Source organism: Variovorax sp. E3 (genome assembly GCF_016082275.1).
In the GTDB taxonomy this organism is placed as follows: Bacteria; Pseudomonadota; Gammaproteobacteria; order Burkholderiales; family Burkholderiaceae_C; genus Variovorax.
Genome location: NZ_MOWM01000002.1, coordinates 1 through 25,017, shown reverse-complemented (window position 1 = coordinate 25,017; position 25,017 = coordinate 1). Strand labels below are relative to the sequence as shown.

Sequence of the window (25,017 nt, the reverse complement as noted above, 5' to 3'; positions counted from 1 at the left end):
CGGCCCCGCGCTTCGATCAGGCCGGCATCGGCGCGCCGACGTGCCGGATCCCCATGGCCTTGAGCGTCTCGCCGATGGCGGCCACGGCGCCCGGAATGCCGGCCTCCCCGAAGTGCCCCATGCAGCCGACGCGGAAGGTCTCGACCTGCGTGAGCTTGCCGGGGTAGAGGATGTAGCCGCGCTTCTTCACCTCCTGGTAGAAGGTCTTGAAGTCGTAGTTCGCGTCGTCGGGCGCGTGGAACGTGATGATGATCGGCGCCTGGATCGACGGCTCCAGAAAGCTGCGCAGCCCCAGCGCGGCCAGGCCTTCGATCAGCGTGTCGCAGTTGCGCGCATAGCGCCCGCCGCGAGCCGCGAGGCCGCCCTCCTCGATGTACTGCGTGATCGCCTCGTCGAGCGCCGCGACCACGTGCGTGGGCGGCGTGAAGCGCCACTGCGTGGTCTTCTCCATGTACACCCACTGGTCGTACAGGTCCATGGCGAGCGAGTGGCAGTTGCCTTCGCACTTCTCCAGCGTGCTGCGCCTGGCCACCACGAAGCCCATGCCCGGCACCCCTTCCAGGCACTTGCCGGAGGCCGCGATCACTGCGTCGAAGGGGGTCTTGCGCGCATCGATCTCGATCGCGCCGAACGAGCTCATGGCGTCGATGATCAGGCCGCGTCCGTGCCGGGCCGCCACGAGCGCGATCTCGTGCAGCGGGTTGAGCACGCCGGCGCCGGTTTCGCAGTGCACCACCGCCACGTGCGTGATGCCGGGGTCGGCGGCCAGGGCGCGCTCCACGTCGGCGGGCTGCACCTGCCGGTCTTCGGTGTAGTCGATGGTCGTGACCTTGCGGCCGAGCACGCGGCAGATCCTGGCCAGGCGCTGGCAGTAGGCGCCGTTGCTCGGCACCAGCACATGGCCGTCGCGCGGCACGAGCGTGCCGATGGCCGCCTCGACCGAGAAGGTGCCGCTGCCCTGCATCGGAACGCATTCGTGCGTGCCCTTGCCGTGCACGATGTCCAGCACGCGTTCGCGGATGCGCGCGGTGATCTTGTTGAAGTCGCCGTCCCACGATCCCCAGTCGCGCAGCATCGCGTTGCGGGTGCGATCCGAGGTCGTGAGCGGGCCGGGCGTGAGGAGGATGGGGCTGCGGTTGGAACTCATGGTGTTGTCTCCGGAACAGGTGGAATGGTGGGCGAAGGGCTTCAGGCGCGGCCGAGGTGCCGCCAGGCCTGGGTGCGCGACAGCAGCACGCGCGTGAGCAGCGAATAGACGATGCACACGACGACCGAGGTGACGACGATCAGGCTGGCCAGGGCCGCCGCCGGGCCGATGTCGCCCGCGTCGTCCATGTGCATGATCGCGACCGAGGCCAGGATGGTGTCGGGCGTGTACAGGAAGATGGCGCACGACAGGCTGGCCATCGACACCACGAAGAAGTAGCGCCCGATGTCCAGGATCGCGGGCAGGCACACCGGCACCGTCACGCGAAAGAAGGTCTTGATGAACGGCACCTTCAGCGAGGCCGAGACGGCCTCGAACTCGTTGTCGATCTGCTTGAGCGCGGTCACGGCCGTGAGGTGGCTCGAGGTGTAGTAGTGCACGATCATCGAGACGACCAGGATCGTCATCGTCTGGTAGAGAAAGCCCAGCGGGTTGGCCGGATGGTTGAAGAACATCACGTAGCCCAGGCCCAGCACCAGGCCCGGCACGGCCATCGACAGCACCGCCATCATGTGCATCGTGGGCCGCATCATTCCCAGGTTGCGCGTCTTCTCGATCAGGTAGGCCCCCACGAAAACGATGAAGGAGCCGGCCACGGCCGTGACCGCCGCGACGGTCAGGCTGTTGGTGTAGGCCGCCGCCATGTCGCTTTCGAGCAGCACGAAGTGATAGTGCTTCAGCGTGAGCGACAGGTCGTAGGGCCACAGCGTGATCAGCGAGGTGTAGATCGCCATGCCGATGGTGGCCAGCAGCAGCGTGCACACCACCGCGCAGAACAGCAGCAGCAACGCATCGGCCAGCTTGCGCGGCTTGGGGCTGTAGGGCACCGAGCGGGCCGTGAGCTGCGCCTTGAGCTTGCGGCGCACCACGTAGTCGATCACGAAGGAAACGACCGACGGCACCAGCAGCAGCATGCCGACCACCGCGCCGATCGAGAAGTTGTGCTGGCCCACCACCTGCTTGAACACGTCGACCGACAGCACGTTGAAGTTGCCGCCGATCACCTTGGGCGCGCCGAAGTCGCTCACCACGTAGGTGAAGACCACCGTCGACGCGCTGATCAGGCCGTACTTGCAGGACGGCAGCGTGATGGTCATGAACTGGCGCATCGGCCGGGTGCGCAGCGCGGTGGCGGCCTCGTACAGCCGGCCGTCGGTCAGCGACATGGCGGTGACGAGGATCATCAGCGCGTGCGGAAAGGTGTTGTAGACCTCGGACAGGATGATGCCGGGCGCGCCGTAGATCGACACGCCGCCCAGCAGGAACTTGAGCGCCCCCTGGTTGCCGAACCACTGCACGAAAGAAATGGCCGACAGCAGCGAAGGCGCCAGCAGCGGGATGAGCGCGATCAGCCGGAACACGGCCTTGAGCCAGGTCGGCATGCAGCTGCGCGTGAGCGCGTAGGCGAACACGAAGGCCGTGGGCACCGAAATGGCGACCACCGCCGCCGCGACCCACACCGAGTTCCACACCGCGCGCAGCAGGCTCGGCGTCTGGAAGTAGGTGATGAAGTGCGCCAGGCCGACGAAGCGGCCGTCCTTGTCCTGCACCGCCTGCGCCAGGATCGTGGCCAGCGGGGCCAGCAGGAACACAAACAGCATCGCCAGCACCGCGAGCAGCACCACGCGCGCGATGATCTCGTCGCGGCTCCAGCGCATGCCGGCGCGGCGGGCGATGGAACGGGGTGCCATGGCCGAAGGATGGGCGAGCGCGTTCATGCGGGCGTGCGCGCTGCGAAGGCGCGGATGCGGTTGGCACGCAGGGCGATCTCGATCGTGTTGCCCTCGCGGATGTCGAGGTCGTGCAATTGGTTCAGCGAGAAGTGCAACCCGAGCGTCTGGCCGCGCAGCGCTTCGGCGGTCACCTCGGCAATGCACAGGCCGCCGAGGAACTCGACCTTGCTCACGAGCACGTTCATGCGGTTGGCGGTGTCTTCGCGCAGGTTCTCGGCCATGCGGTCTTCGGGGCGCAGGTAGAGGTTGACCGCGTCGCCCGGCGCGAACGCACCGTCGCAGGCGTCGCACTGCAGTTCGAGGTCGCCGACCTGGAAGCGCTGGTGGCCCAGCGCCACGGCGCGCAGCACGTTGACCTTGCCCACGAAGTCGGCCACGAAGGGGGTGGCCGGCTGCTCGTAGATTTCCATCGGCGTGCCGACCTGCTCGATCACGCCGTGGTTCATGACCACGATGCGGTCGGCCATGGACAGCGCCTCTTCCTGGTCGTGCGTGACCATGATGGTGGTGATGCCCACCTGCTTCTGCAGCCGGCGGATCTCGCCGCGCAGCCGGATGCGTTCGAGCGCATCGAGCGCGGAGAGCGGCTCGTCCAGCAGCAGCAGGCCGGGCCGCGTGGCCAGCGCGCGGGCCAGGGCCACGCGCTGCTGCTGGCCGCCGGAGAGCTGGCTCGGATACTTGTGGCCCGAGGTCGGCAGGCCGACCAGTTTCAGCAGCTCTTCGACGCGCGCCTTGATCTCGGCGCGGCGCGCGCGCGAGTTGACCAGGCCGTAGCCGACGTTGTCGGCGATCGAGAGGTTGGGAAACAGCGCATACGACTGGAACACGATGCCGTAGTCCCGCCGGTCGGGCGGAAGCCACGAGACGTCCTTGCCGTTCTGCAGGATCTGGCCGGAGGTCTGCGTTTCCAGCCCCGCGATGATCCGCAGCAGCGTCGTCTTGCCGCAGCCCGAGGGACCGAGAAAGCACAGCATCTCGCCCGCGTTCACGCGCAGGTGGATGTCGCGCAATGCGCTGAAGGTCTCGAAGTCCTTGCGGATGCCCGTGATCTCCAGGGCCGGAATGGCAGCGTTCACCTGCTCGGCGATGTACTTGGCAGCGGTCATATCCATGGTTCGTACTCTGCGTTGGCGACCATCAAAGGGTTCAGTCCGGAAACACCGCGGAACCGGCTTTGCCGGGCCGCCGGTGTTGCCCCCGGGCAGGGGGTTGGCGAAGCGACACGAAGTGCGCGAAGACTGGGGGTGCGCTCTATTTCGGTTCAGCCTTGCCTTCGTAGCGCTTGCTCCACTCGGCCAGGATGCGCTCGCGGTTCTTGGCGGCCCACTGGAAATCGTTCTTGGCGAGCAGCTTCTCGAAGTTGTCGGGAATGCCTTCGAGCCTGGATGCCACGCCGGGGTACGCGACCACGGCCCACCAGTTCGAGGTGACCGTGTTGGCCTCCTTGCTGGCCATCCAGTCGGCGAAGCGCTTGGCCTGCTCCATCTTCTTCGTCGTCTTCATGATGCTGGTGGCCTCGATGTCCCAGCCCAGGCCTTCCTTCGGGAAGATCAGGTCGACGGGCGCGCCCGACTTCTTGACCTGGTGCGCGCGAAACTCGAACGAGATGCCGATGGGGAACTCCCCCGCGCCCGCCTGCTTGCAAGGCTTGGAGCCCGAGTGCACGTACTGCGCCACGTTCTGGTGCAGCGCGTCCATGTATTTCCAGCCGTTGGCGTCGCCCATGTTCTGCAGCCACGAGGACACGTCCAGGTAGCCGGTGCCGCTGGAGGCCGGGTGCGGCATGGTGATCGTTCCCTTGTAAATAGGCTTGGCCAGGTCGGCCCAGCTTTCGGGCTTGGGCAGGCCGAGCTTCTTGGCCTCCACGCGGTTGAAGCAGATGGTGGCGGCCCACACGTCCATGCCGACCCAGCTCGGCGGCCGGGCGGCGTCGGAATAGGCGGGGTTGAGCTCCTTGAAGCCCTTGGGCTCGTAGGCCTGGAGCATGCCCTCCTGCTCCAGCAGCGCCAGGCTGCTGGCGGCCAGGCCGGCCACCACGTCGGCCTGCGGGTTGGCTTTTTCGGCCAGCAGCTTGGCGGTGACGATGCCCGTCGAGTCGCGGACCCACTTCACCTCGATGTCGGGGTTGGCCTTCTCGAAGGTGTCCTTGTAGAGCTTCATGGCGTCGGTCTCCAGCGCCGTATAGACCAGCAGCGGCGTGCGCTGCTGGGCCGATGCGAGGCCACTGGCGGCAAGGCCCATGGCTGCGATACAGAGGCCTGTCGCCATGTGGCGGGCGCTTCGAATCATCGTCATCTTCAACTCCTGTTCAGCTGGCTGTCGACCCCTGGGCGGGGTCGGGTTGGCGGGCTCCCGAAAAGCAGTGATGCAGCGTCGGGGTGAAGGCAATGTAGATTGGCGAATGCAGACTGTCAATAAAAGATTGTTGACAGTTTTCAATTCCCAGGGAAAATACGCTCCATGGCCACCAGCAACCACTCCTCCGCCCTCGCCTTTCTCCAGTCCAGCTCGCTGCCGATGCTGATGCAGGAAGAAATCGAGCGTTTGATCATGACCGGCGAGCTCCCCGTGGGCAGCCGCATCAACGAGAGCGAGTTGTCCCAGCGCTTCAACACCAGCCGCGGCCCGATCCGCGAGGCCTTGCGCGCACTGGAAGAAGCAGGGCTGGTGCGCAACGAGAAGAACCGCGGCGTGTTCGTGCGCGAGATCTCGTTCGAGGAGGCCGACGAGATCTATGAGCTGCGCGAAGCGCTCGAAGAAATCATCGGCCGCCGCGTGGCGCTCGCCATCAAGCCCGACGCGATCGAGCGCCTGCGGGCCATGCTCGACGCAATGCGCTCGGCGGCCCAGGCCCAGGACGTGGAGCAGTACGCGCAGCTCAACCTGCAGTTCCACGAAATCCTGCTCGACACGGCCGGCAGCCGCAAGCTCACCGAGACCTACAAGCGGCTCGTGAAGGAGCTGCACCTCTTTCGCATGCGCGCGCTCGACACTGGCGGCGGCCTGCGCGTGTCGGCCGACGAGCACCGCGAAATCGTCGAAGCCATCGCGAGCGGCAACCCCGAGGCGGCCGGCAAGGTCTTGCGCCAGCACGTCGCCGACAGCCGCGCACGCATGCACAAGGCGCTCGGACGCCCCGACGGCGCCGCCACTTCCACCCCGCAGAACAACCTGACCCGCAAGGAGACCTGAGATGACCTTGAAGACGCTTGAAGTGAATGCCCGCAGTTACCGCTGGATGAGCCGACCCGTCGTGGTCGTGTGCGTCGACGGCTGCGAGCCGGCCTACCTGGACGCGGCCATCGCGGCCGGCGTGGCGCCGTATATCGAGCGCATGCGCAACGGCGGTGCCGACCTGCTGGCCGACTGCGTGGTGCCGTCTTTCACCAACCCGAACAACCTGTCGATCGTCACCGGCGCGCCCCCCGCGGTGCACGGCATCTGCGGCAATTACTTCTTCGACCGCGAGCTCGGCCAGGAAGTCATGATGAACGACCCCAAGTACCTGCGCGCGGGCACCGTGCTGGCGGCCTTCGCCGACGCCGGCGCCAAGCTGGCGGTGGTGACGGCCAAGGACAAGCTGCGCAAGCTGCTGGGCCACCGCATGACCGGCATCTGCTTTTCCTCCGAGAAGGCCGACCAGGCCACGGTGGAAGAAAACGGCATCGACGGCGTGGTCCAGATGGTGGGCATGCCGGTGCCGTCGGTGTACAGCGCCGAGCTCTCGGAGTTCGTGTTCGCGGCCGGCGTGAAGCTCATGGAATCGCGCCGCCCCGACCTGATGTACCTGTCGACCACCGACTACGTGCAGCACAAGGCCGCCCCCGGCAGCCCCGCCGCCAACGCCTTCTACGCCATGATGGACGGCTACCTCGCGCAGCTGGACGCGCTCGGCGCCACCATCGTGCTCACGGCCGACCACGGCATGAACGACAAGCACGACGACAGCGGCGCGCCCAAGGTCATCTACCTGCAGGACGTGCTGGACGCCTGGTACGGCAAGGACAAGGCGCGCGTGATCCTGCCCATCACCGACCCCTACGTGGTGCACCACGGCGCGCTCGGCTCCTTTGCCACGGTGTATGCGCCCGACGAGGCCAGCGCGGTGGCCTGGATCGAGCGCATCCGCGGCATCCCCGGCATGGAACTGGTGCTTTCGCGCAAGGACGCAGCCGCGCGCTTCGAGCTGCCGCCCGACCGCATCGGCGACATCGTGGTGGTCAGCGAGCAAAGCACCGTCATCGGCACCGGCGCCAGCCGCCACGACCTGTCGGCGCTCGAAGTGCCGCTGCGCTCCCACGGCGGCGTGTCGGAGCAGCGCGTGCCGCTGATCTGCAACCGGCCCGTCACGGGCATCGCGGCCGGCCGCCGGCTGCGCAACTTCGACGCCCTCGACCTCGCCCTGAACCACGCCCAGTAATCCCCGGAGAACGTCATGAGCCAAGCCATGTTGAAGCCAGGCACCGTCCACAAGGAAGCGCTGCGCATCGCCGGAGAAAAGGTCTATCGCGATCGCACGATCGAGGTGACCTACCCCTACACCGGCGAGGTGATCGCCACCGTGCCCAAGGCCACGCTGGAAGACGTGCGCGTCGCCTACAAGATCGCGCGCGACTACAAGTCGACCCTCACGCGCTACGAGCGCTACAAGATCCTGATGCGCGCGGGCGAGATCATCGCTTCGCGCCTGGACGAGATCTCGCGTGTCATCACGCTCGAATCGGGCCTGTGCCGCAAGGACTCGCTGTACGAGGTGGGGCGCGCTTCGGATGTGCTGCTGTTCGCGGCCAACCAGGCGCTGGTGGACGACGGCCAGGTGTTCTCTTGCGACCTCACGCACCACGGCAAGAGCCGCAAGGTCTACACGCTGCGCGAGCCGCTGCAGGGCGCGATCACCGCCATCACGCCGTTCAACCACCCGCTGAACCAGGTGATCCACAAGGTGGCGCCCTCCATTGCCACCAACAACCGCATGGTGCTCAAGCCCAGCGAGAAGACGCCGCTCACGGCCTTCATCCTGGCGGACATCCTGTACGAGGCGGGCCTGCCGCCGCCGATGCTGTCGGTCCTCACGGGCGACCCGCGCGAGATCGCCGACGAGATGCTCACCAGCGCCGACGTCGACCTCGTGACCTTCACCGGCGGCGTGGCCATCGGCAAGTACATCGCGGGCAAGGCCGTGTACAAGCGCCAGATCCTGGAGCTGGGCGGCAACGACCCGATCATCGTGATGGACGACGCCGACATCGAAGAAGCGGCCACGCTCGCGGCCAGCGGCTCCTACAAGAACTCGGGCCAGCGCTGCACCGCCATCAAGCGCATGCTGGTGCAGGAGTCGGTGGCCGACCGCTTCGTGGAACTGCTGGTCGAGAAGACCCGCGCGCTGAAGCACGGCGACCCGATGGACCCGGCCACGGACGTCGGCACCGTGATCGACGAAGCGGCCGCGAAGCACTTCGAGTCGGTAGTCAACGAAGCCGTCGCGGCCGGCGCGCGGCTCTTGCACGGCAATGTGCGCAGCGGCGCGTCGTATTCGCCCACGGTGCTGGACCACGTCGATCCCGAGATGACGGTGGCCAGGCAAGAGACCTTCGGCCCCGTGTCGCCGGTGATCCGCTTCAGGACCATCGCGGACGCGATCCGCATCTCCAACGGCACGGCCTACGGCCTGTCGTCGTCGATCTGCACCAACCGGCTGGACGACATCACGCGCTTCATCCGCGAACTCAACGTGGGCAGCGTCAACGTGCGCGAGGTGCCGGGCTACCGCCTGGAGCTCACGCCCTTCGGCGGCATCAAGGACTCGGGCCTGGGCTACAAGGAAGGCGTGCTCGAGGCGATCAAGAGCTTCACCAACACCAAGACCTATTCGCTGCCATGGTAGTTGCCGCTCCCCTGGACATCGCGGGCATCGTGGCGCTGTTCGAGGCCAAGGGCCATGCGCAGTACGACGGCGAGCCCGTCACGCAACTGGAGCACGCGCTGCAGTCGGCGCACCTGGCCGAGCAGGCCGGCGCGTCCAGTGCGCTGGTCACGGCCTGCCTGCTGCACGACCTGGGGCACCTGCTGCACGACATGGACGGCACGCCCACGCAGCAAGGCACGGACGACCTGCACCAGTACCGCAGCCGCGCCTTCCTGAAGCACCTCTTCGGCCCGGCCACGCTCGACCCGATCCGGCTGCACGTGGACGCCAAGCGCTACCTGTGCGCGCGCGAAACGGGCTACCTGGAAGCGCTGTCGGCCGATTCGCAGCGCAGCCTCGTGCTGCAGGGCGGCGTGTTCGACGACGCGCAGGCCCGCTACTTCGAGGCCCTGCCGCACGCGCTCGACGCCGTGCGCCTGCGCCGCTGGGACGACAGCGCCAAATGCGCCGGCGCGAAGACGCCCGACCTGATGCACTACGCACGGCACATGGCGCTCGCGACGAAGCAGGCCGCCGCGGAGCAAGCGTGAGCCTCGCGCCACCGACCAGGCTGACGCGCCGGCGCGCCACGCCGCAGGACATTCCCTTTCTGCTCGACCTGCGGCAGCGCACCATGAACGGCCACGTCGTGGCCTCGGGCGCCGAAGTCAGCGACGCCCATCACATGGCGCGGCTGATGCACCGCTTCGAATGCGCCGAGCTGCTGTTGCACGAGGGCGCGCCGGTCGGCCTGCTCAAGGTGTCGCGCGACGCGCACGAGTGGGTCGTCATCCAGATCCAGCTGGCGCCCGGCTACCAGGGCGGGGGCATCGGCACCGGCCTGCTGGCCGAGGTGGTCGACGAAGCGGCGAACGCGGGCGTCGACCTCACGCTCAGCGTGCTGCGGGCGAATCCGGCGAAGTCGCTCTACCAGCGCTTCGGATTCGTGGTCGAGCGCGAGACCGAGTTTTCCTTCGAGATGCGGCGCAAGCCTGACGACCCGCAAAACCCACCAACCCCACGCAACCCGCGAGACCGACATGCGCCCCTTCTGGATCGAACAGGCCCTGTTCAACGACGGCGATCTGGCCCCCGCGCTGCAGGGCGCGCAGCGGGCCGACGTCTGCATTGTCGGCGGCGGCTTCACCGGCCTGTGGACCGCCATCCAGGCGAAACAGCGCAACCCCGCGCTGGACATCGCCATCGTCGAGAGCGACCTCTGCGGCTCGGGCGCCAGCGGCCGCAACGGCGGCTGCCTGCTCACGTGGTCGGCCAAGTTCTTCACGTTGCGCCGGCTGTTCGGCGAGGCCGAGGCGATCCGCCTGGTCAGGGCATCGGAAGCCGCGGTGCAGCACATCGCCGACTTCTGCCGCGCGCAGGGCATCGACGCCGAACTGCGGCAGGACGGCACGCTCTACACCGCCACCTCGCAGGCCCAGGTCGGCGTGCTCGACCCGGTGATGAAGGGGCTGGAAGACTGCGGCATTCATTCCTACCACCACCTGCCGCCCGAGGAAGTGGCGCGGCGCTCGGGCTCCGCGCGCAACCTGGCCGGCGTGTTCTCGCCCATTGCGGCGACCGTGCACCCGGGCAAGCTGGTGCGCGGGCTGCGGCGCGTGGCGCTGCGCATGGGCATCCGCATCTACGAGCGCAGCCCGATGATCGACTTCACGCAGGGCCACCCGGTCACGGTGCGCACGCCCGCCGGCAGCATCGAGGCGCCGAAGCTGGTGCTCGCGATGAATGCATGGATGGCCAGCGCCCTGCCCCGCTTCGAGCGCAGCATCGCCATCGTCTCCAGCGACATGGTCATCACCGAGAAGTGCCCCGAACTGCTGCACGCCACGGGCCTGGTCGACGGTGTCTCGGTGCTCGACTCGCGGACCTTCGTGTACTACTACCGCACCACCGCCGACGGCCGCCTCATGCTGGGCAAGGGCGGCAACACCTTCGCCCGGGGCGGGCGCATCGCGCCGGTGTTCGACCAGCGCTCGCCTTACGAGGCCGACCTTCAGCGCGCGCTGCACAGCTTCTTTCCCTCGCTGCGCGACGTGCCGGTGACCGCCAGCTGGAACGGACCGTCCGACCGTTCGGTGACGGGTTTCCCGTTCTTCGGAACGCTCGAGGGCTCGCCGCACATCAGCTACGGCTTCGGCTACTCGGGCAACGGCGTCGGGCCCACCTACATGGGCGGGCAGATCCTGTCCTCGCTGCTGCTGGACGAGGACAACGCGTGGACGCGCAGCCCGATCGTGCAGGGGCCGCTGGGGCAGTTTCCGCCCGAGCCCCTTCGCTACATCGGCTCCATCGTCGTGCGCGATGCCATCCGCCGCAAGGAAGCGGCCGAAGACCGCGACAGCCGGCCGTGGATGGTCGACCGTCTGCTCAGCAAGCTCGCGAACGCGGCGGGCAAGGCGGACAAGGCCTGAGCGCCGGCGGGTTGCTTTTCTCGCTCTTCAGGCGGCTCTTGCAATCGGAATCACGGCGCTGGCCATGCCGCGATGAACCTCCGCCTCGCCGTGCCTGGCCAGCAGCTGCATCAGGTGCTTGCGGATCAGCATGCCGGGCCGGTCGGACTCCATCGAATACTCCACGCCGCGCCGGCGCGTGTCGACCAATGCGTCGGGGTCGGTCGATTCGAGGATATCCTTGTCCTCGCGCGTCACCGCCTCGTCGAAGTCGATCAGCATCTGCGCCGCGCAGTCGGCCTCGGTGTCGTTGCGGAACAGCCATTGGCACAGCTGCATGCGGCCGTCGTCGATGGGCGTGAAGCAGTTGATGATGATGTGGCGCACGCCGCTCGGGTACTCGATGTCGAGCCGGCGCGAGAACGGCAGGAAGTAGGCGTTGCGCATGTGGCGCGTGGTGATGGGGTCGGTCACGCCGCTGATCGCGTGGAACTTCACCGGGTTGGTGGCCTCGATGACCGTCTCGGCGTAGAAGCCCGATTCGTTTTCCACCAGCTCGTACTTGCTCGGCTTCGGGCTCGCGGCCACGCCGAAGGTGGCGCGGTGCACGAAGCTGAAGTGCGAGTTGTCGAAGGAGTTTTCGAGCGCGCGCATCGGGCTGGTCTGCCACTCTTCGTAGAACTGGAAGATGGTGCGGTAGCCCGCGTCGTCGAACTCCGGAATGGCGGGAATGTCGGCGATCGGGTCTTCCAGCGCCACCCACGCATAGCCGTAACGCGCGGTGCAGTGGTAGGCCGTGGTGCGGTACTCGGGCGAGATCTTGCGGTCGGGCTCGTACTGGGGAATGCGCACCACCTGGCCGCTGCGGTCATAGGTCCAGCCGTGGTAGCCGCACTGGATGGCGCCGGTGCCGCAGGCCTGGCCTTCGCTGTCCACGCACCAGCCCTTCGACAGTTTCGCGGTGCGGTGGCAGCAGCGGTCGCGCAGCGCGGCGGGCTGGCCGTCGGCGTCGATGAAGAGAACGATGTCTTCGCCCAGCAGCCTGAAGGGCCTGGGGCCGTGGGCCAGTTCGGTGAGCGGCATGACGGCATGCCAGAACTTGCGAAAGACGGGTTGTTGGGTAACGAGCATGCGCGGACTCCTTCTGTGGTCGTGTGGGGACGAACTGAAAGAGCAATTTCCTGCCGTCGACGACGAGGGGCCCGTCGCGCGGCTGAACGCTTCTACTCTGCGCAAGCTGCCATGCAAATTGCGCGCCCGGATTGTGGCGCGGCTTGTTCGCCGATGCACGTTTTCTTTGGCAATGCCCGAGCAAAACCCCTTGGCATGCCTCGTGCATGAACGAGTGCAAGAGTAGAAGCGTTCAGCAGCGCACGCACCAACCACGTGCGCCCGCCCGGAAATTGCTCTTGAAGCGCCTTCCGCTTTTTGCGGAGGGGATTCAAGACCCGAAGATTCCGAGGCCAGCCCCACATGCAACGTCGATTCTTTCTCGCGGCCAGCACGGCCGCCCTTGCGCCCATCGCCGCGCCTTCCGTGTTCGCACAAAGCGGTGGCAAGCTCACCCCGCTCAAGTTCACGCTCGACTTCCGCATCAACGGGCAGACCGCGCCGTTCTTCCTCGCGCTGGCCAAGGGCTACTACAGGGACGAGGGTCTCGACGTGAGCATCGACACCGGCGCCGGCTCGGTCGCGTCCATCACGCGCATCGCCAGCGGCGTGTACCAATTGGGGCTGGGCGACATCAGCTCGCTGGTCGAGTTCAACGCGCAGAACCCCGGCACGCCGATGGTGCAGGCCGTGTACCAGTACTACAACCGTGCACCGTTCGTGATCATCGGCCGCAAGGACCGTGGCGTGACCGGCGACTTCAGGAGCCTCGCGGGCAAGAAGGTGGCGGCCGCCGCCGTCGAGTCGACCCGCCGCACCTGGCCGATGGTGGCGCGCAAGCAGGGCATGCGCGGCGACGCCTTCCAGTGGCAGACCACCGACTTCAGCGCGCGCGACAACGTGATGGTGCGCGGCGACGTCGATGCCGCCACCTACTTTCACGACTCCGCCGTGTCGCTGTTCGCGCGCATGAAGCCCGACACGCTGTCGGTGCTCAAGTACGCGGACGCGGGCGTCGACCTGTACGGCAACGCCATCCTCGCGAGCAGCAACCTCGTCGCGCAGAATCCGAAGGTGGTGGCCGCTTTTCTGCGCGCGAGCAACCGCGCCATCGTCGAGACCTTTGCCAACCCGGGGCCGAGCATCGCGGCCATGCGCCAGCGGGAACCCATCCTCGACGAGAAGATCGAACTCGAGCGCTGGGGCATCACCGCGCAGTACGTGGGCGCGGCCGACACCCGCGGCCACGGCCTGGGCGACATCCGCAAGCTCACGCTCGAACAGCAGGTCGACGAAGTGGCCGACGTGTTCGGCCTCAAGATCAAGGCGCGTCCGACGCCATCTTCAACACATCCATGCTCCCATCGCGCAGCAACGCACCCTCCTCCCCTCCAAGGCATGAACAACTCCAGCAGCAGCAACAACAACATCACGTCCTACCCTACGGAAACCACGCTCGACGAGCGCGACGGCCGCTACCTGCGCAAGGCCATCGTGTGGTCGCACGCGGCGCGGCGCCGGGGCAACCGCCCCTTCGGCTCGGTCATCGTCTCGGCCGCCGGTGAAATACTCGCCGAGGCCGGCAACAGCAACGCCGAAACCGGCGACTGCACCGCCCACGCCGAAATCAACGCGCTGCGCGCGCTGGCCGGGCGCAAGCTCACGCGCGAAGAACTCGCGGGCGCCACGCTCTATGCGTCGGGCGAGCCCTGCGTGATGTGCGCGGGCGCCATCTTCTGGTCGAACATCGGCCGCGTGGTGTTCGGCATCGACGCCGAGCGCCTGCGCGTGTTCCGCGGCGAACGGCAGGACCAGCGCGACGCGGAGCTGTCGTGCCGCGATGTGTTTCGCGCGTCGCCGCATGCGATCGAATGCATCGGGCCTGCGTTGATCGACGAGGCGAGTGCCGCGCATGACGGCGCGTGGAAGAGCTGAGCGCCGCCCCGGCCCGCACTAGACTCCCCGCATGCCCTGGCACGCCCGTCTCCACCTCGACTACAAACAAGAAGCCGCCCGCACCGTCGCCCGCTTTCGCCATGACGGCCCGCTGCGCATCCTGCAGAGCCTCTACCCCGAAGGCGACGCCGTCTGCCACAACGTGCTCGTGCACCCGCCGGGCGGCCTGGTGGGCGGCGACACGCTGGACATCGACATCGAGGCCGCCGACGGCAGCCACGGCCTGATCACCACGCCGGGGGCCTCGCGCTTCTACCGCTCCGAGGGCGAACTGGCGCTGCAGCGCACGCGCATCCGCCTGGCGGCCGGCGCGCGGCTCGAATGGCTGCCGCTCGAAGCCATCTGCTACAGCGGCTGCCAGGCCGAGAACCGCCTGAGCCTCGAGGTGGCGCCCGGCGCCGAGCTGATCGGCTGGGACGTCACCGCGCTCGGCCTGCCCAACGCCAACCAGCCCTTCGAGCGCGGCACCTACCTGCAGCACATCGAGGCGCCCGGTGTGTGGCTGGAGCGCGGGCGCATCGACGCGGCCGACCAGCGGCTGCTGCAAAGCCCCATCGGCCTGGGCGGGCACCGCTGCATGGCCTCGCTGTTCTTCGTGGCGGGCTCTCCGGTGGCGCGCGCGCGGCGCGACGCGCTGCTCGCGCATGCGCGCACGCTGCTCGAAGCCAGCCCGCTGTTCGACAGCGCCGGCGCCACCAGCCCGCATGCCGAGGTGGTGGTGCTGCGCGTGCTGGCCCCCGTGGTCGAGCCCGCGATGCAGCTGCTGCGCCAGGTGTGGCAGGCATGGCGCGCCGAGCTGTGGCAGCTGCCCCCGGCCACGCCGCGCATCTGGTCGACCTGAGCCCCGGCCGGACCTCGAAGCCGCATTTGTAGGCACTGTCTGACGGACAGCCGCTTTACAAAGGCGCACGCTGGCTCTTTTGCCCAGCGGAACGAGGATCGGCCATGTCCATCGACGACACCCCGGACGCAAGAACGCGGCTTCACCGGCATCTCGCACGCTTCAACGCCGACCGGCTGAAGCTCGGCATCCCCTCGCCCCGGTGGCAGGACGAGCTGGCCCGCGAGCACGACTGCCGCCTGCTCGAAGGCAAATACCTCGAAGCCCTGCGCGCCACGGTGCAGGTCGAGGCCTCGGCCTCGGCGGGCAACGCGGCGCATTTCGCTTCCTGGTTCGAGTCGCTGGCGGACATCGGCCCCGGCCAGCACCACCCGCTGTTCGACTGGCTGGCCCGCGAAGCCACGCTGGCGCAGATGCGCTGGTTCCTCACGCAGGAAGCTGCGGGCGAAGCCGGCTTCGAAGACCTGCTGGCCTACACCCAGGTCAAGCTGCCGCCGCAGCCCAAGCTCGAATGCGCGCGCAACTTCTGGGACGAGATGGGCCACGGCAAGCAAAGCGCCATGCACGGCCAGATGCTCGAGCACATGGTGCGCGAGCTCGACCTGCGCCCCGCCATCGAGACCACGGTATGGGAGTCGCTGGCGCTGGCCAACACCATGGTCGGCCTGGCGACCACGCGCCGCTACGGCTACCACGCCATCGGCGCGCTGGGCGTCATCGAGCTCACGGCGCCGGGCCGCGTGAAGCAGGTGGCCGCGGGCATGCGCCGGCTGGGGCTGGGCGGCCGGGCGCGCGCCTACTTCGACCTGCACGCGGCGCTGGACATCTCGCACTCGCGCGCGTGGATCCGCGAGGTGATCCGCCCGCTGGTCGACGCCGACCCGGCCTGCGGCCAGTTCATCGCCGAAGGCGCGCTGATGCGCCTGGTCTGCGGCGAGCGCTGCTTCGCGCGCTACACCGCCGAGCTGCGGCACGCCGAGGAGGCCCTCGCATGCTGAACGCGGCCGGCGTGCTGCGCCAGGTGGCGGCCACCGGCTACCGCTTCACCACCGTGACGCCGCTCACGCACCAGCGCGTGCTGGCGCGGCGCGGGCGCGAGCCGGGCGCCACGCTGCGCGACGTGTTCGGCTGGAACCTGCCGTTCGAGGCGCGTGCGCTGCCGCCGGCGCTGCTGGCCGCCATGGAACAGGCGGGCCTGGTGCAACGCACGGGCTCGCTGCTGCTCAGCACGGTGCGCATCGCCAGCCTGGGCGACGACCTGTTCTTTCATTCGGCCTACCCCACGGTCGAGGAGAACGCCGTGTTCTTCGGACCCGACACGCACCGCTTCGCGCGCTTCATCCGCGATGCGCTGGCACGGCGGCGCAAGACATCGCCCGGGCAGCCGCTGCGCGTGCTGGACGTGGGCTGCGGCAGCGGCGCGGGCGGCATCGCGGTGGCGCGCGCGCTGGCCGCCATGGGCGCGGCGGCGACGGTGGTCATGAACGACATCAACCCGCTTGCGCTGCGCTACGCGGCCGTCAACGCCGAAGCGGCCGGCGTGCCGGTGACGCTCGCGCAGGGCGACGCGCTCTCGGCGGTCGAAGGCGCGTTCGACCTCGTCGTGTCGAATCCGCCCTACCTGGACGACGCCGCGCAGCGCGCCTACCGCCACGGCGGCGCGCGGCTCGGGCGGGCGCTCAGCGTGCGCATCGCGGCCGAGGCGCTCAAGCGGCTGGCACCGGGCGGGCAGTTGCTGCTGTACACCGGCGTGGCGATGGTCGACGGCGAAGACCCCTTCCTTGCCGAGCTGCAGCCGCTGCTGGCCGCGCCGGGCTTCGACTGGTCGTACACCGAGATCGACCCCGACGTGTTCGGCGAGGAGCTGGAGCGGCCGGTGTATGCGCACATCGACCGCATCGCCGCCGTCGGCCTCGTCGCCACCCGCGCACCGGAGGCCGCGTGATGGCCGCCGAGCTCGACCTGGACATCGACCTCGGCCCCGACACCGCCCGGCTCGCGGTGGTGCGCGAGTGCAGCGTGCTGGAGCGCATGCCCAAGTGGCTCATCTGCGTGCCGCTGGTGGCGCAGTGGCTGTGGCTGTCGCTGCGCCACGGCGGCGCCACGGTGCCGGCCGCGGCCAACCCGCAGCTCACCACCGGCGGACTGGTGGGCGACGGCAAGCTCGAATACTTCCGCGGCATGGGCCCGCTGGCGCGCTCGCTCACGGCCGACTACTGCGCGGTGCTCAACGACGGCAAGGCCACCGACTACGCCCTGCGCGCGGCCATGGCCGGCAGCGGCCTCGCGTTTCCCGTGGTCGCCAAGCCCGACCTCGGCCTGTGCGGCTACGGCGTGCGCCAGCTGTCCGACATGGCGGCGCTGCGCGCGTACCTGGCGGCCTTTCCGCTGGGCGAGACGGTGGTGCTGCAGCGCTACCTGCCGCAAGAAGGCGAAGCCGGCCTCTTCTATGCACGCGACCCGGTCACGGGCCAGGGCCGAATCATCGGCTTGGCGCTGCGCTACTTTCCGCGCGTGACGGGCGACGGCCGCAGCACCGTGGCCCAACTCGTGGCCGCCGACGTGCGCGCGCGCCGCATCGCGCGCACGCCGCGCCACCAGTGCAGCGTGCCGCCCGACAGCGTGCCGGCGGCCGGCCAGCAGGTGCGGCTGGCCACCATCGGCTCGACGCGCGTGGGCGGCCTGTACCGCGACGGCGCGGCGCTCGTCACGCCGGAGCTGGTGCAGGCGGTCGACGCCATCGCGCGCGACATGCCCGAGTTTCATTTCGGGCGCTTCGACGTGCGCTACGACAGCCTGCGCGAGCTGCGCGCCGGGCGCGGCTTCACCATCATGGAAGTCAACGGCGCGGGCTCCGAGGCCATCGAGGCCTGGGACCCCGACATCGGCGTGGTGCAAGGCTTTCGCATGGTCTTCGCCAAGCAGCGGCTGCTCTTTGCCATCGGCGCCGCGCAACGCAAGAAAGGCGTGCGGCCCATCGGCCTGCTCGCACTCGCACGGCTCAACCGGCGGCAGAACCGGTTGGTCGACCGCTATCCGCCCTCCAACTGAGCCATCGCATGCCCATGCAGACGGAAACCCTCGCCACGCACGCCTTCCCGACACCCGCGCCGCAGCCGGGGCCGCACACGCTGGAAACCCGCTGGGCCACCGACGAGGAGGACGTGCGCGACGCCCAACGCCTGCGCTTTCGGGTGTTCGCGCAGGAAATGGGCGCGCGCCTGACACCGCCCGCCGGCACGCCGCCCGGCCTGGACGCCGACCGCTTCGACCCCTTCTGCGACCACCTGCTGGTGCGCGCCGTCGACCCGGTGCACGGCCCCGGCCCGCTCATCGGCACCTACCGCGTGCTGACGCCCGAGGCGGCGCGGCGCGCGGGCGGTTTCTACACCGACACCGAGTTCGACCTGTCCCCGCTCACGCCGCTGCGCGCGCGGGCGCTGGAGCTGGGCCGCTCGTGCGTCGACGCGCAGTGGCGCTCGGGCAGCGTCATCATGGCGCTGTGGACCGCGCTCGGCCAGTACATGGTCGACCACCGGCTCGACACCATGATCGGCTGCGCCAGCATCGGCATGGAAGACCACGGCCTTGCGGCCGCGCGGCTGTGGCACCGGCTGTGCCGCACGCACCTGGTGGAGCAGCGCTGGCGCGTCGAGCCGCGCGTGGCGCTGCCGCTGGACACCGGCGCGGAGGCCGACGCCGATGCCGACAGCGACGCCGCCCCGCCCGCCGCGCCCCCGCTCATCAAGGGCTACCTGCGCTGCGGCGCGCGCCTGCTCGGGCCGCCCGCGCTCGACCTGGCCTTCAACACCGCCGACCTGCCGATGATGCTGCGCGTGGACGACGTCGCCCCGCGCTACCGCCAGCACTTCTTCGGCGTGTCCGCGTGAGGTTCCGGGCGCGGTCGCGGCGCGCGCTGATTCCGCTGGTGGCGGCCCAGTTCCTCAGTTCGCTGGCCGACAACGCGCTGCTGATCGTGGCCATCGGCCTGCTCATGCAGCGCCACGCGCCGGGCTGGATGACGCCCGCGTTGCGGCTGTTCTTCTACCTGTCGTACGTGCTGCTCGCCGCCTTCGCGGGCGCCGTGGCCGACGCCGCGCCCAAGGGCCGCGTGCTGATGGCCACCAACCTGCTCAAGCTCGGCGGCTGCGCGCTGCTGATGTGGCAGGTGCAGCCGCTGGTGGCATATGCGCTGGTGGGGCTGGGCGCGGCGGCGTACTCGCCGGCCAAGTACGGCCTGCTGCCCGAGCTGCTGCCGCAGGACGAGCTGGTGGCCGCCAACGGCTGGGTCGAGGCGGCCACGGTGCTGTCGATCCTGTTCGGGGTGGCGCTGGGCAGCACGCTGGTCGACCGGGGGCTGGCGCTGCCCGCCATCGGCGGGGTGTACCTGCTGGCCGCCGCCTTCACGCTCGCGATCCCGCACAGCCCGGCGCGCGACCGCGCGGCGCTGGCCCACCCGGGCCGGTTGCTGCGCGACTTCGGGCACTCGCTGATGCTGCTGTGGCGCGATGCCGACGCCCGCATTTCGCTGGCCGTCACCAGCCTGTTCTGGGCCGCGTCGGCCACCCTGCAGTTCCTGGTGCTGCGCTGGGCCGCCGAGCGGCTGGGCCTGGCGCTGTCGCAGGGCGCGCTGCTGCAGATCGCCGTGGCCGTCGGCATGGCGGCGGGGGCCGTGGGGGCGGCGCGCTGGTTTCCGCTGGAGCGCGCCCGGCGCGCGCTGCCGCTGGGCATGCTGCTGGGCGCGGTGGTCATGGCCATGACGCTGGTCACCCGGCCCGCCGTGGCGGTGCCGATGCTGGTGGCGATCGGGGTGCTGGCCGGGCTGCTGCTGGTGCCGATGAACGCGCTGCTGCAAAGCCGCGGCTTGCAGCGCATGCACCCGGGCCAGTCGATCGCGGTGCAGAACGCCAACGAGAGCACGGCCTCGCTGGCCATGCTCGGCGTGTACGGCGCGCTGATCTACCTCGATGCGCCGCTGCTGCCCACGCTGGCGGGCCTGGGCGGCTTCCTGCTGCTGGCGATGGGGGCGATCCTGCTCTGGTCGCGCCGCCAACGGGCCCGGCGCGACGCGCTGGCCGCGCAGAACGGCTGACGCGCAGGGGCACGCCGCCCGGGAGCAGTCCGGAAATGGCCCCTGAACCGCCCTGGCAGGGCTGAAATGTGGCTGAAGACGGCCTGAAAACAGGCAAAGGGTGAGGCACTTCGTATACAGTCCCGCACCTACTGCTTCACGACCAGCCGCCAGAGTGAACTTCAGAAAATCTGCCAACAGCCTGGTCGTTCGTCTGCTCGTGATGGGCCTGGTGATGGCGATCATCGGGACCGCCGCCAGCTACATCCAGCTCACCCGCTTCCTGCGCGAAGACCTGACCCACTCGGTGGCCGCCCAGCAAAGCGCGCTGGCCGCCTACGTGGCCCGGGACGTCGACAACTACCTGGGCGACCGGCTGTCGTTCCTGGAGCGCCTGGCGGCCACCCTGCCGCCAGCCCTGCTGGCGCAACCCGCGCCGCTGCACGCATGGCTGGCCGAGCGCGGTGCCCTGAGCCCCGTCTTCCCGCTCGGCCTGACGGTCGCCGACGCCTCGGGCCGGCGGCTGGACGGCGCGGGGCAACTCGTTACGGACGCTCTGGAATTCACCTCGGCGCTCGCCGGAAAGCCCGCGCTGGGCCGTCCACAGGCCACGGCCGCGCGGCATTCGGTGCTGCCCATGGCCGTGCCCGTGCGCGACGGCAACGGCCGGGTGGCCGCCGTGCTGCTGGGCACGGCCGACCTGTCGGCCGACGGCCTGCTCGACCACCTGCAACGCGGGCGCGTGGGCCAGGCCGGCGGCATCCTGGTGGTGTCGCCGCGCGACCGCATCTTCGTGGCCTCGACGGACGCCTCGATGACGCTCACGCCCACCCCGCCCGACGGCGTGAACCTGCTGCACGACCGGGCCATGGCCGGCTTTCGCGGCAGCGGCACGACGCGCAACGCCCGGGGCATCGACGAAATCTCCGCCATCGCCTCGGTGCCCAGCAGCGGCTGGTTCGTGGTGGCGCGGCTGCCCGTCTCGCAAGCGCTGGCCCCGGTGGCGCGCATGCAGACCTTCATCCTGCAGCAGCGCGCGCCCGCCGTGGCCATGGTGCTCGTCGTCATCGGGCTGATCATGGCGTGGCTGCTGCGGCCGCTGCTGCGCGCGGCCGCCCAGGCCGACCGCATGACGCGCGGCGAACTCCCGCTGGCGCCGCTGCGGGTGGTGCGCGACGACGAGATCGGCCACCTCACGCAGGCCTTCAACCGACTGCTGGCCAAGCTGCTCGACAACCAGCAGGCGCTGGCGCGGCTGGCCCACCACGACAGCCTGACCGGCCTGCCCAACCGCAAGCTGCTCGACGAACGGCTGCAGCAGGCGCTGGTGCGCGCCAAGCGCCATTCACGCCAGGTGGCCGTGCTCTACCTCGACCTGGACGGCTTCAAGCAGCTCAACGACACGCTCGGCCACGAGGCGGGCGACAAGGCGCTGCTGGAAATCGCGCACCGGTTGCAGGCGCTGGTGCGGCAGACCGACACCGTGGCGCGCATCGGCGGCGACGAGTTCGTGCTGCTGGCCGCCGACTTCGAAGGCACCGCCGCACAGGGCGCGGCCACGCTGGCACAGCGCTGCATCGACGCCATCTCCAGGCCGCTGCAGCTGGACAGGCCGCCCGAGGCGGGGCATTGCGGCGCGGTCATCGGCGTGTCGATCGGCATTGCCCTGGGCAACGGCGACGAAACGCCTCGCGACCTGCTCGCCGCGGCCGACACCGCCATGTACCGCGCCAAGCAGAACGGGCGCGGGAGCTACGCGGTGACGCCCGTGCCGGACCCAGCGCCGGCCAGTCCCTGAGCCGGCGTGTCGGTGCGCGGCAGGCGCAATTGCTTCTTCAGCGTCTCGAACACCTGCCGCGTGACCGGGTTGACCACGTGGCTGCGGATGTAGAGGTGGTAGGCCAGGTCGGGCAGGCGCGGCATGCCGTCGCCCGCGCCCAGCACGCGCAGGCCCGCGTCCAGCTGCTCCACGCCGCGCGCCGTCACGCCCAGCCCCGCGCGCAACGCGGCCTTGATGCCGATCAGGCTCGACGAGGTGTAGCGCGGCGTCCAGGCCACGCCCGCCGCGTCGAGCGCCTCGTGGCCGATGCGCCGGAAGATGCTCGGCCCGTCGGCCATGATCAGCGGCACCGGCTTGGTCGGGTCGTGCACGTAGCCTGCGGCGCACAGCCACACGGTGGGTGAGTTGCGCAGCACCACGCCCTCGAACTGCGCGTCGGCGCGGTTGGAGATGATCATGTCGACCTCCCCGCTCTTGAGCGACGTCATCAGGTAGGGGCTGCGGCCGATGTGGATGTCCAGCTGCAGCAGCGGCGACGTGCGCGCCACCTCGGCCAGCAGCAGCGGCAGCATGGTCTCGGCCACGTCGTGCGGCGCGCCGATGCGCAGGTTGCCCTCGAGCTGGCCCTGCCGCAGGCTGCGCAGCGCCTCGTCGTTCAGCGCGAGCATGTGGTGCGCGTAGGTGAGCAGCCGTTCGCCGTGCTCGGTCAGGCGCTTCTGGCGGCCCTGCTTCACGAACAGCGGGTGGCCGATCTGCTCTTCGAGCCGCTGCATCTGCTGCGTCACGGCCGACTGCGTGCGCCCCAGGTGAACGGCGGCCGCCGCAAAGCTGTGGTGGCTGACGACAGCGGCAAAGGAGCGCAGGAGTTCAAGGTCGAGCGTGGGCATACATCAATTTTATTAATGTATTTCGTGCGGCGCTTGGATTGTGGCGTCACGCCGCCGTCACTACAGTGAATGCACATCAAACAGGCAACCCCACTGGAGAAACCGCATGAGCACCCCGTCCGAGCAACGCCAGCAAGCCGTCACCGCGTCCATCGACGCCATGAAGAAAGCCATCGGCGGCGCTGAAGCAACCCGGGACAACCTGGACACCGTGCTCGGCGCGCTGCAAGACCTGGCCGCCCACACCGAGTACTGGGGCGCGGCCGACTTTCCGGCGCCCGAGGCCGGCGAGCACCAGGCCCGCTACCTCATCGCCGAAGACGCGGACCAGAGCTACGCGCTGTACCTGAACGTCATGCGTCCCGGCAAGAAGATCGTGCCGCACAACCACACCACCTGGGCCTGCATCGCGGCCGTGGAAGGCACCGAGCACAACCGCGTGTACGCGCGCACCGACGACGCCAGCGTGCCCGGCGTGGGCAAGCTCGAGCAGACGGCGCTGGTCGTCGTGGCGCCGGGCACGGGCATCGCGCTGATGCCCGAGGACATCCACTCGGTCGAGATCCAGGGCGAGCAGGTCATTCGCCACCTGCACATGTACGGCCGCGCGCTGGAAACGCTGAACCAGCGCACCGCCTACGACCTGGCGGCCGGCACCTACCAGACCATGGGCATCGGCGTGCAGACGCGCCGCTAAGCGCCCCCTCTTTCCCCTTCGCTTCGACAACACATGCGGGCCGCTCCGGCGGCCTCGCAGGACTTCGTTCGTTCCAACGACCCGCACCCATGACCTCTTTCATCGACCCGAAGACCCTCAAGACCTGGCTGCACGACGGCGCCGAAATCGCGCTGCTCGACGTGCGCGAGCACGGCCAGTACGGCGAGGCGCACCTGTTCTACGGCATTCCCCTGCCCTTCAGCCGGCTCGAGGTCGACGCCCCGCGCCTCGTACCGCGCCGCGCCGTGCGCGTGGTGGTCTACGACGAAGGCAATGCCGACGTGGCCGAACGCGCCGCCGCGCAACTGGCCTTGCTGGGCTACACCGACGTGCACGTGCTGCAGGGCGGCGCGCCCGCATGGAAGGCCGCGGGCTACGTGCTCTTCGCGGGCGTCAACCTGCCCTCGAAGACCTTCGGCGAACTGGCCGAGGAGGTCTATCACACGCCCCGCGTCAGCGCCGACCAGCTGGCCGAGATGCTCGCCCGAGACGACAAGGTGGTGGTGCTCGACGGCCGCCCGGTCAGCGAGTTCCACAAGATGAACATCCCCAGCGCCACCTGCTGCCCCAACGGCGAACTGGCCTTCCGCGTGCGCCAGTTGGTGCCCGACACCACCACGCCCATCGTCATCAACTGCGCGGGCCGCACGCGCAGCATCATCGGCGCGCAGACGCTCATCAACCTCGGCCTGCCCAACCCCGTCTATGCGCTGGAGAACGGCACGCAGCTGGTACCTGGGCGACCACACGCTGGAGCACGGCGGCACGCGCCGCTATGCCGCCGACAGCGGCAACACCGACCTGCGCCCCGCCGCCAAGGCACTGGCCGCGCGCTTCGACGTGCCCACCGTCAGCGCGCAGGCCGTGCAGCAATGGGCCGCCGACGCGGGCAGCAGCCTGTTCCTGTGCGACGTGCGCACGCCCGAAGAGTTCGCGGCCGGCAGCCTGCCCGGCGCGCAGCACACGCCCGGCGGCCAGCTGATGCAGGCCGGCGACCAGTACTTCGGCGTGCGCGGTGCGCGGCTGGTGCTGTTCGACAACGACGCGTGCGCGCGCCCACCGTCGCAAGCTGGCTGCGCCAGATGGGGCACGACGCGAGCGTGCTCGAAGGCGGGCTGGCAAGCGGCCTGTCGCTGGCCCCCGCCGCCGCACCGACCGCGCCTTCGCTCGCCACCATCGACGCGCAGACGCTCGCCGCACGGCTCGAGAAGAACGATGTCACGCTGGTCGACCTGCGCGGCAGCATGCAATTCCGCGCCAGCCACATCCCACAGGCGCGCTGGTCGATTCGCCCACGCCTGGCCGACGACCTGAAGAACGAAACCCGCCAGCTCGTGCTGGTGGCCGACGACGCCGCGCTCGCCGCGTGGGCCGCCGCGTCCGAACTCGCGGGCCGCCCGC

Annotated in this window: 20 protein-coding genes and 3 pseudogenes; 17 read left to right on the top strand and 6 right to left on the bottom strand. The window is 69.4% G+C overall.

The window, feature by feature from the left end:
• Positions 1 to 16: 16 nt before the first annotated feature.
• The 4 genes from BMG07_RS00850 to BMG07_RS00835 form a co-directional block, all read right to left on the bottom strand.
• Positions 17 to 1,147, bottom strand: coding sequence for a 2-aminoethylphosphonate--pyruvate transaminase (locus tag BMG07_RS00850; protein WP_198082762.1), 1,131 nt, complete (start codon positions 1,145 to 1,147; stop codon positions 17 to 19).
• Positions 1,148 to 1,188: 41 nt separating this feature from the next.
• A complete protein-coding gene (locus BMG07_RS00845; protein WP_198082761.1) occupies positions 1,189 to 2,925 on the bottom strand; it encodes a putative 2-aminoethylphosphonate ABC transporter permease subunit in 1,737 nt (578 codons plus the stop codon).
• Positions 2,922 to 4,052, bottom strand: coding sequence for a putative 2-aminoethylphosphonate ABC transporter ATP-binding protein (locus BMG07_RS00840; protein ID WP_198082760.1), 1,131 nt, complete (start codon positions 4,050 to 4,052; stop codon positions 2,922 to 2,924). The genes BMG07_RS00845 and BMG07_RS00840 overlap by 4 nt, the downstream gene beginning before the upstream one ends.
• A gap of 139 nt (positions 4,053 to 4,191) precedes the next feature.
• Positions 4,192 to 5,181, bottom strand: coding sequence for a putative 2-aminoethylphosphonate ABC transporter substrate-binding protein (locus tag BMG07_RS00835; RefSeq protein WP_269758519.1), 990 nt, complete (start codon positions 5,179 to 5,181; stop codon positions 4,192 to 4,194).
• A 219-nt stretch (positions 5,182 to 5,400) separates the two neighbouring features.
• Between BMG07_RS00835 and BMG07_RS00830 the strand changes: the two genes are divergently transcribed.
• The 6 genes and pseudogenes from BMG07_RS00830 (at position 5,401) to BMG07_RS00805 (ending at position 11,274) form a co-directional block, all read left to right on the top strand.
• Complete coding sequence (locus tag BMG07_RS00830; protein WP_198082758.1) at positions 5,401 to 6,132, top strand: phosphonate utilization associated transcriptional regulator; 732 nt, start codon at positions 5,401 to 5,403, stop codon at positions 6,130 to 6,132.
• A gap of 1 nt (position 6,133) precedes the next feature.
• Positions 6,134 to 7,360 (top strand): phosphonoacetate hydrolase, encoded by a 1,227-nt coding sequence (gene phnA, locus BMG07_RS00825; RefSeq protein WP_198082757.1) that lies wholly within the window; start codon positions 6,134 to 6,136, stop codon positions 7,358 to 7,360.
• 15 nt (positions 7,361 to 7,375) lie between these two features.
• Positions 7,376 to 8,824: a phosphonoacetaldehyde dehydrogenase gene (gene phnY, locus BMG07_RS00820; RefSeq protein WP_198082756.1), complete on the top strand. Its 1,449-nt coding sequence runs from the start codon at positions 7,376 to 7,378 to the stop codon at positions 8,822 to 8,824.
• Entirely contained in the window at positions 8,818 to 9,396 is a 579-nt protein-coding gene (locus tag BMG07_RS00815; RefSeq protein WP_198082755.1) for a phosphonate degradation HD-domain oxygenase, read from the top strand. Before phnY ends, BMG07_RS00815 begins: the two co-directional genes overlap by 7 nt.
• Positions 9,309 to 9,749, top strand: a pseudogene (locus BMG07_RS44585) (GNAT family N-acetyltransferase); the annotation flags it as partial. The gene BMG07_RS00815 and the pseudogene BMG07_RS44585, both read left to right, overlap by 88 nt.
• A gap of 136 nt (positions 9,750 to 9,885) precedes the next feature.
• Positions 9,886 to 11,274 (top strand): FAD-dependent oxidoreductase, encoded by a 1,389-nt coding sequence (locus BMG07_RS00805; RefSeq protein ID WP_198082754.1) that lies wholly within the window; start codon positions 9,886 to 9,888, stop codon positions 11,272 to 11,274.
• Between the two features lie 27 nt (positions 11,275 to 11,301).
• Here BMG07_RS00805 and BMG07_RS00800 read toward each other — a convergent pair whose 3' ends face one another.
• On the bottom strand, positions 11,302 to 12,384 hold the full coding sequence (locus BMG07_RS00800) for an aromatic ring-hydroxylating dioxygenase subunit alpha (protein ID WP_198082753.1): 1,083 nt from the start codon (positions 12,382 to 12,384) through the stop codon (positions 11,302 to 11,304).
• A gap of 342 nt (positions 12,385 to 12,726) precedes the next feature.
• Here BMG07_RS00800 and BMG07_RS00795 point away from each other — a divergent pair.
• From BMG07_RS00795 to BMG07_RS00755, 9 genes and pseudogenes are all read left to right on the top strand, one after another.
• A pseudogene (locus tag BMG07_RS00795) lies at positions 12,727 to 13,736 on the top strand (ABC transporter substrate-binding protein); the annotation flags it as partial.
• Positions 13,737 to 13,761: 25 nt separating this feature from the next.
• Positions 13,762 to 14,298, top strand: coding sequence for a nucleoside deaminase (locus BMG07_RS00790; protein ID WP_198082847.1), 537 nt, complete (start codon positions 13,762 to 13,764; stop codon positions 14,296 to 14,298).
• 31 nt (positions 14,299 to 14,329) lie between these two features.
• Positions 14,330 to 15,160 (top strand): urease accessory protein UreD, encoded by an 831-nt coding sequence (locus tag BMG07_RS00785; protein WP_198082752.1) that lies wholly within the window; start codon positions 14,330 to 14,332, stop codon positions 15,158 to 15,160.
• 104 nt (positions 15,161 to 15,264) lie between these two features.
• A complete protein-coding gene (locus BMG07_RS00780; RefSeq protein ID WP_198082751.1) occupies positions 15,265 to 16,158 on the top strand; it encodes an iron-containing redox enzyme family protein in 894 nt (297 codons plus the stop codon).
• Positions 16,152 to 17,105: a class I SAM-dependent methyltransferase gene (locus tag BMG07_RS00775; protein ID WP_198082750.1), complete on the top strand. Its 954-nt coding sequence runs from the start codon at positions 16,152 to 16,154 to the stop codon at positions 17,103 to 17,105. The genes BMG07_RS00780 and BMG07_RS00775 overlap by 7 nt, the downstream gene beginning before the upstream one ends.
• On the top strand, positions 17,105 to 18,211 hold the full coding sequence (locus BMG07_RS00770) for a hypothetical protein (RefSeq protein WP_198082749.1): 1,107 nt from the start codon (positions 17,105 to 17,107) through the stop codon (positions 18,209 to 18,211). The genes BMG07_RS00775 and BMG07_RS00770 overlap by 1 nt, the downstream gene beginning before the upstream one ends.
• A gap of 14 nt (positions 18,212 to 18,225) precedes the next feature.
• Positions 18,226 to 19,050 (top strand): GNAT family N-acetyltransferase, encoded by an 825-nt coding sequence (locus BMG07_RS00765; protein ID WP_198082846.1) that lies wholly within the window; start codon positions 18,226 to 18,228, stop codon positions 19,048 to 19,050.
• Positions 19,047 to 20,252: a lysophospholipid transporter LplT gene (gene lplT / locus BMG07_RS00760; protein ID WP_307866818.1), complete on the top strand. Its 1,206-nt coding sequence runs from the start codon at positions 19,047 to 19,049 to the stop codon at positions 20,250 to 20,252. The genes BMG07_RS00765 and lplT overlap by 4 nt, the downstream gene beginning before the upstream one ends.
• A gap of 154 nt (positions 20,253 to 20,406) precedes the next feature.
• A complete protein-coding gene (locus tag BMG07_RS00755; RefSeq protein ID WP_307866817.1) occupies positions 20,407 to 22,029 on the top strand; it encodes a GGDEF domain-containing protein in 1,623 nt (540 codons plus the stop codon).
• On the opposite strand, the gene BMG07_RS00750 is transcribed toward BMG07_RS00755, so the two are convergent.
• Positions 21,984 to 22,898 carry a LysR substrate-binding domain-containing protein gene (locus tag BMG07_RS00750; RefSeq protein ID WP_198082748.1) on the bottom strand — a complete coding sequence of 305 codons (915 nt, stop codon included), beginning with the start codon at positions 22,896 to 22,898 and terminating at the stop codon, positions 21,984 to 21,986. The two genes, BMG07_RS00755 and BMG07_RS00750, sit on opposite strands and share 46 nt — an antisense overlap.
• A 106-nt stretch (positions 22,899 to 23,004) precedes the next feature.
• Here BMG07_RS00750 and BMG07_RS00745 point away from each other — a divergent pair, with 106 nt between their 5' ends.
• Both BMG07_RS00745 and BMG07_RS00740 read left to right on the top strand, forming a co-directional pair.
• Complete coding sequence (locus BMG07_RS00745; protein WP_198082747.1) at positions 23,005 to 23,595, top strand: cysteine dioxygenase family protein; 591 nt, start codon at positions 23,005 to 23,007, stop codon at positions 23,593 to 23,595.
• Between the two features lie 89 nt (positions 23,596 to 23,684).
• Positions 23,685 to 25,017: pseudogene (locus BMG07_RS00740) on the top strand (rhodanese-like domain-containing protein); the annotation flags it as partial.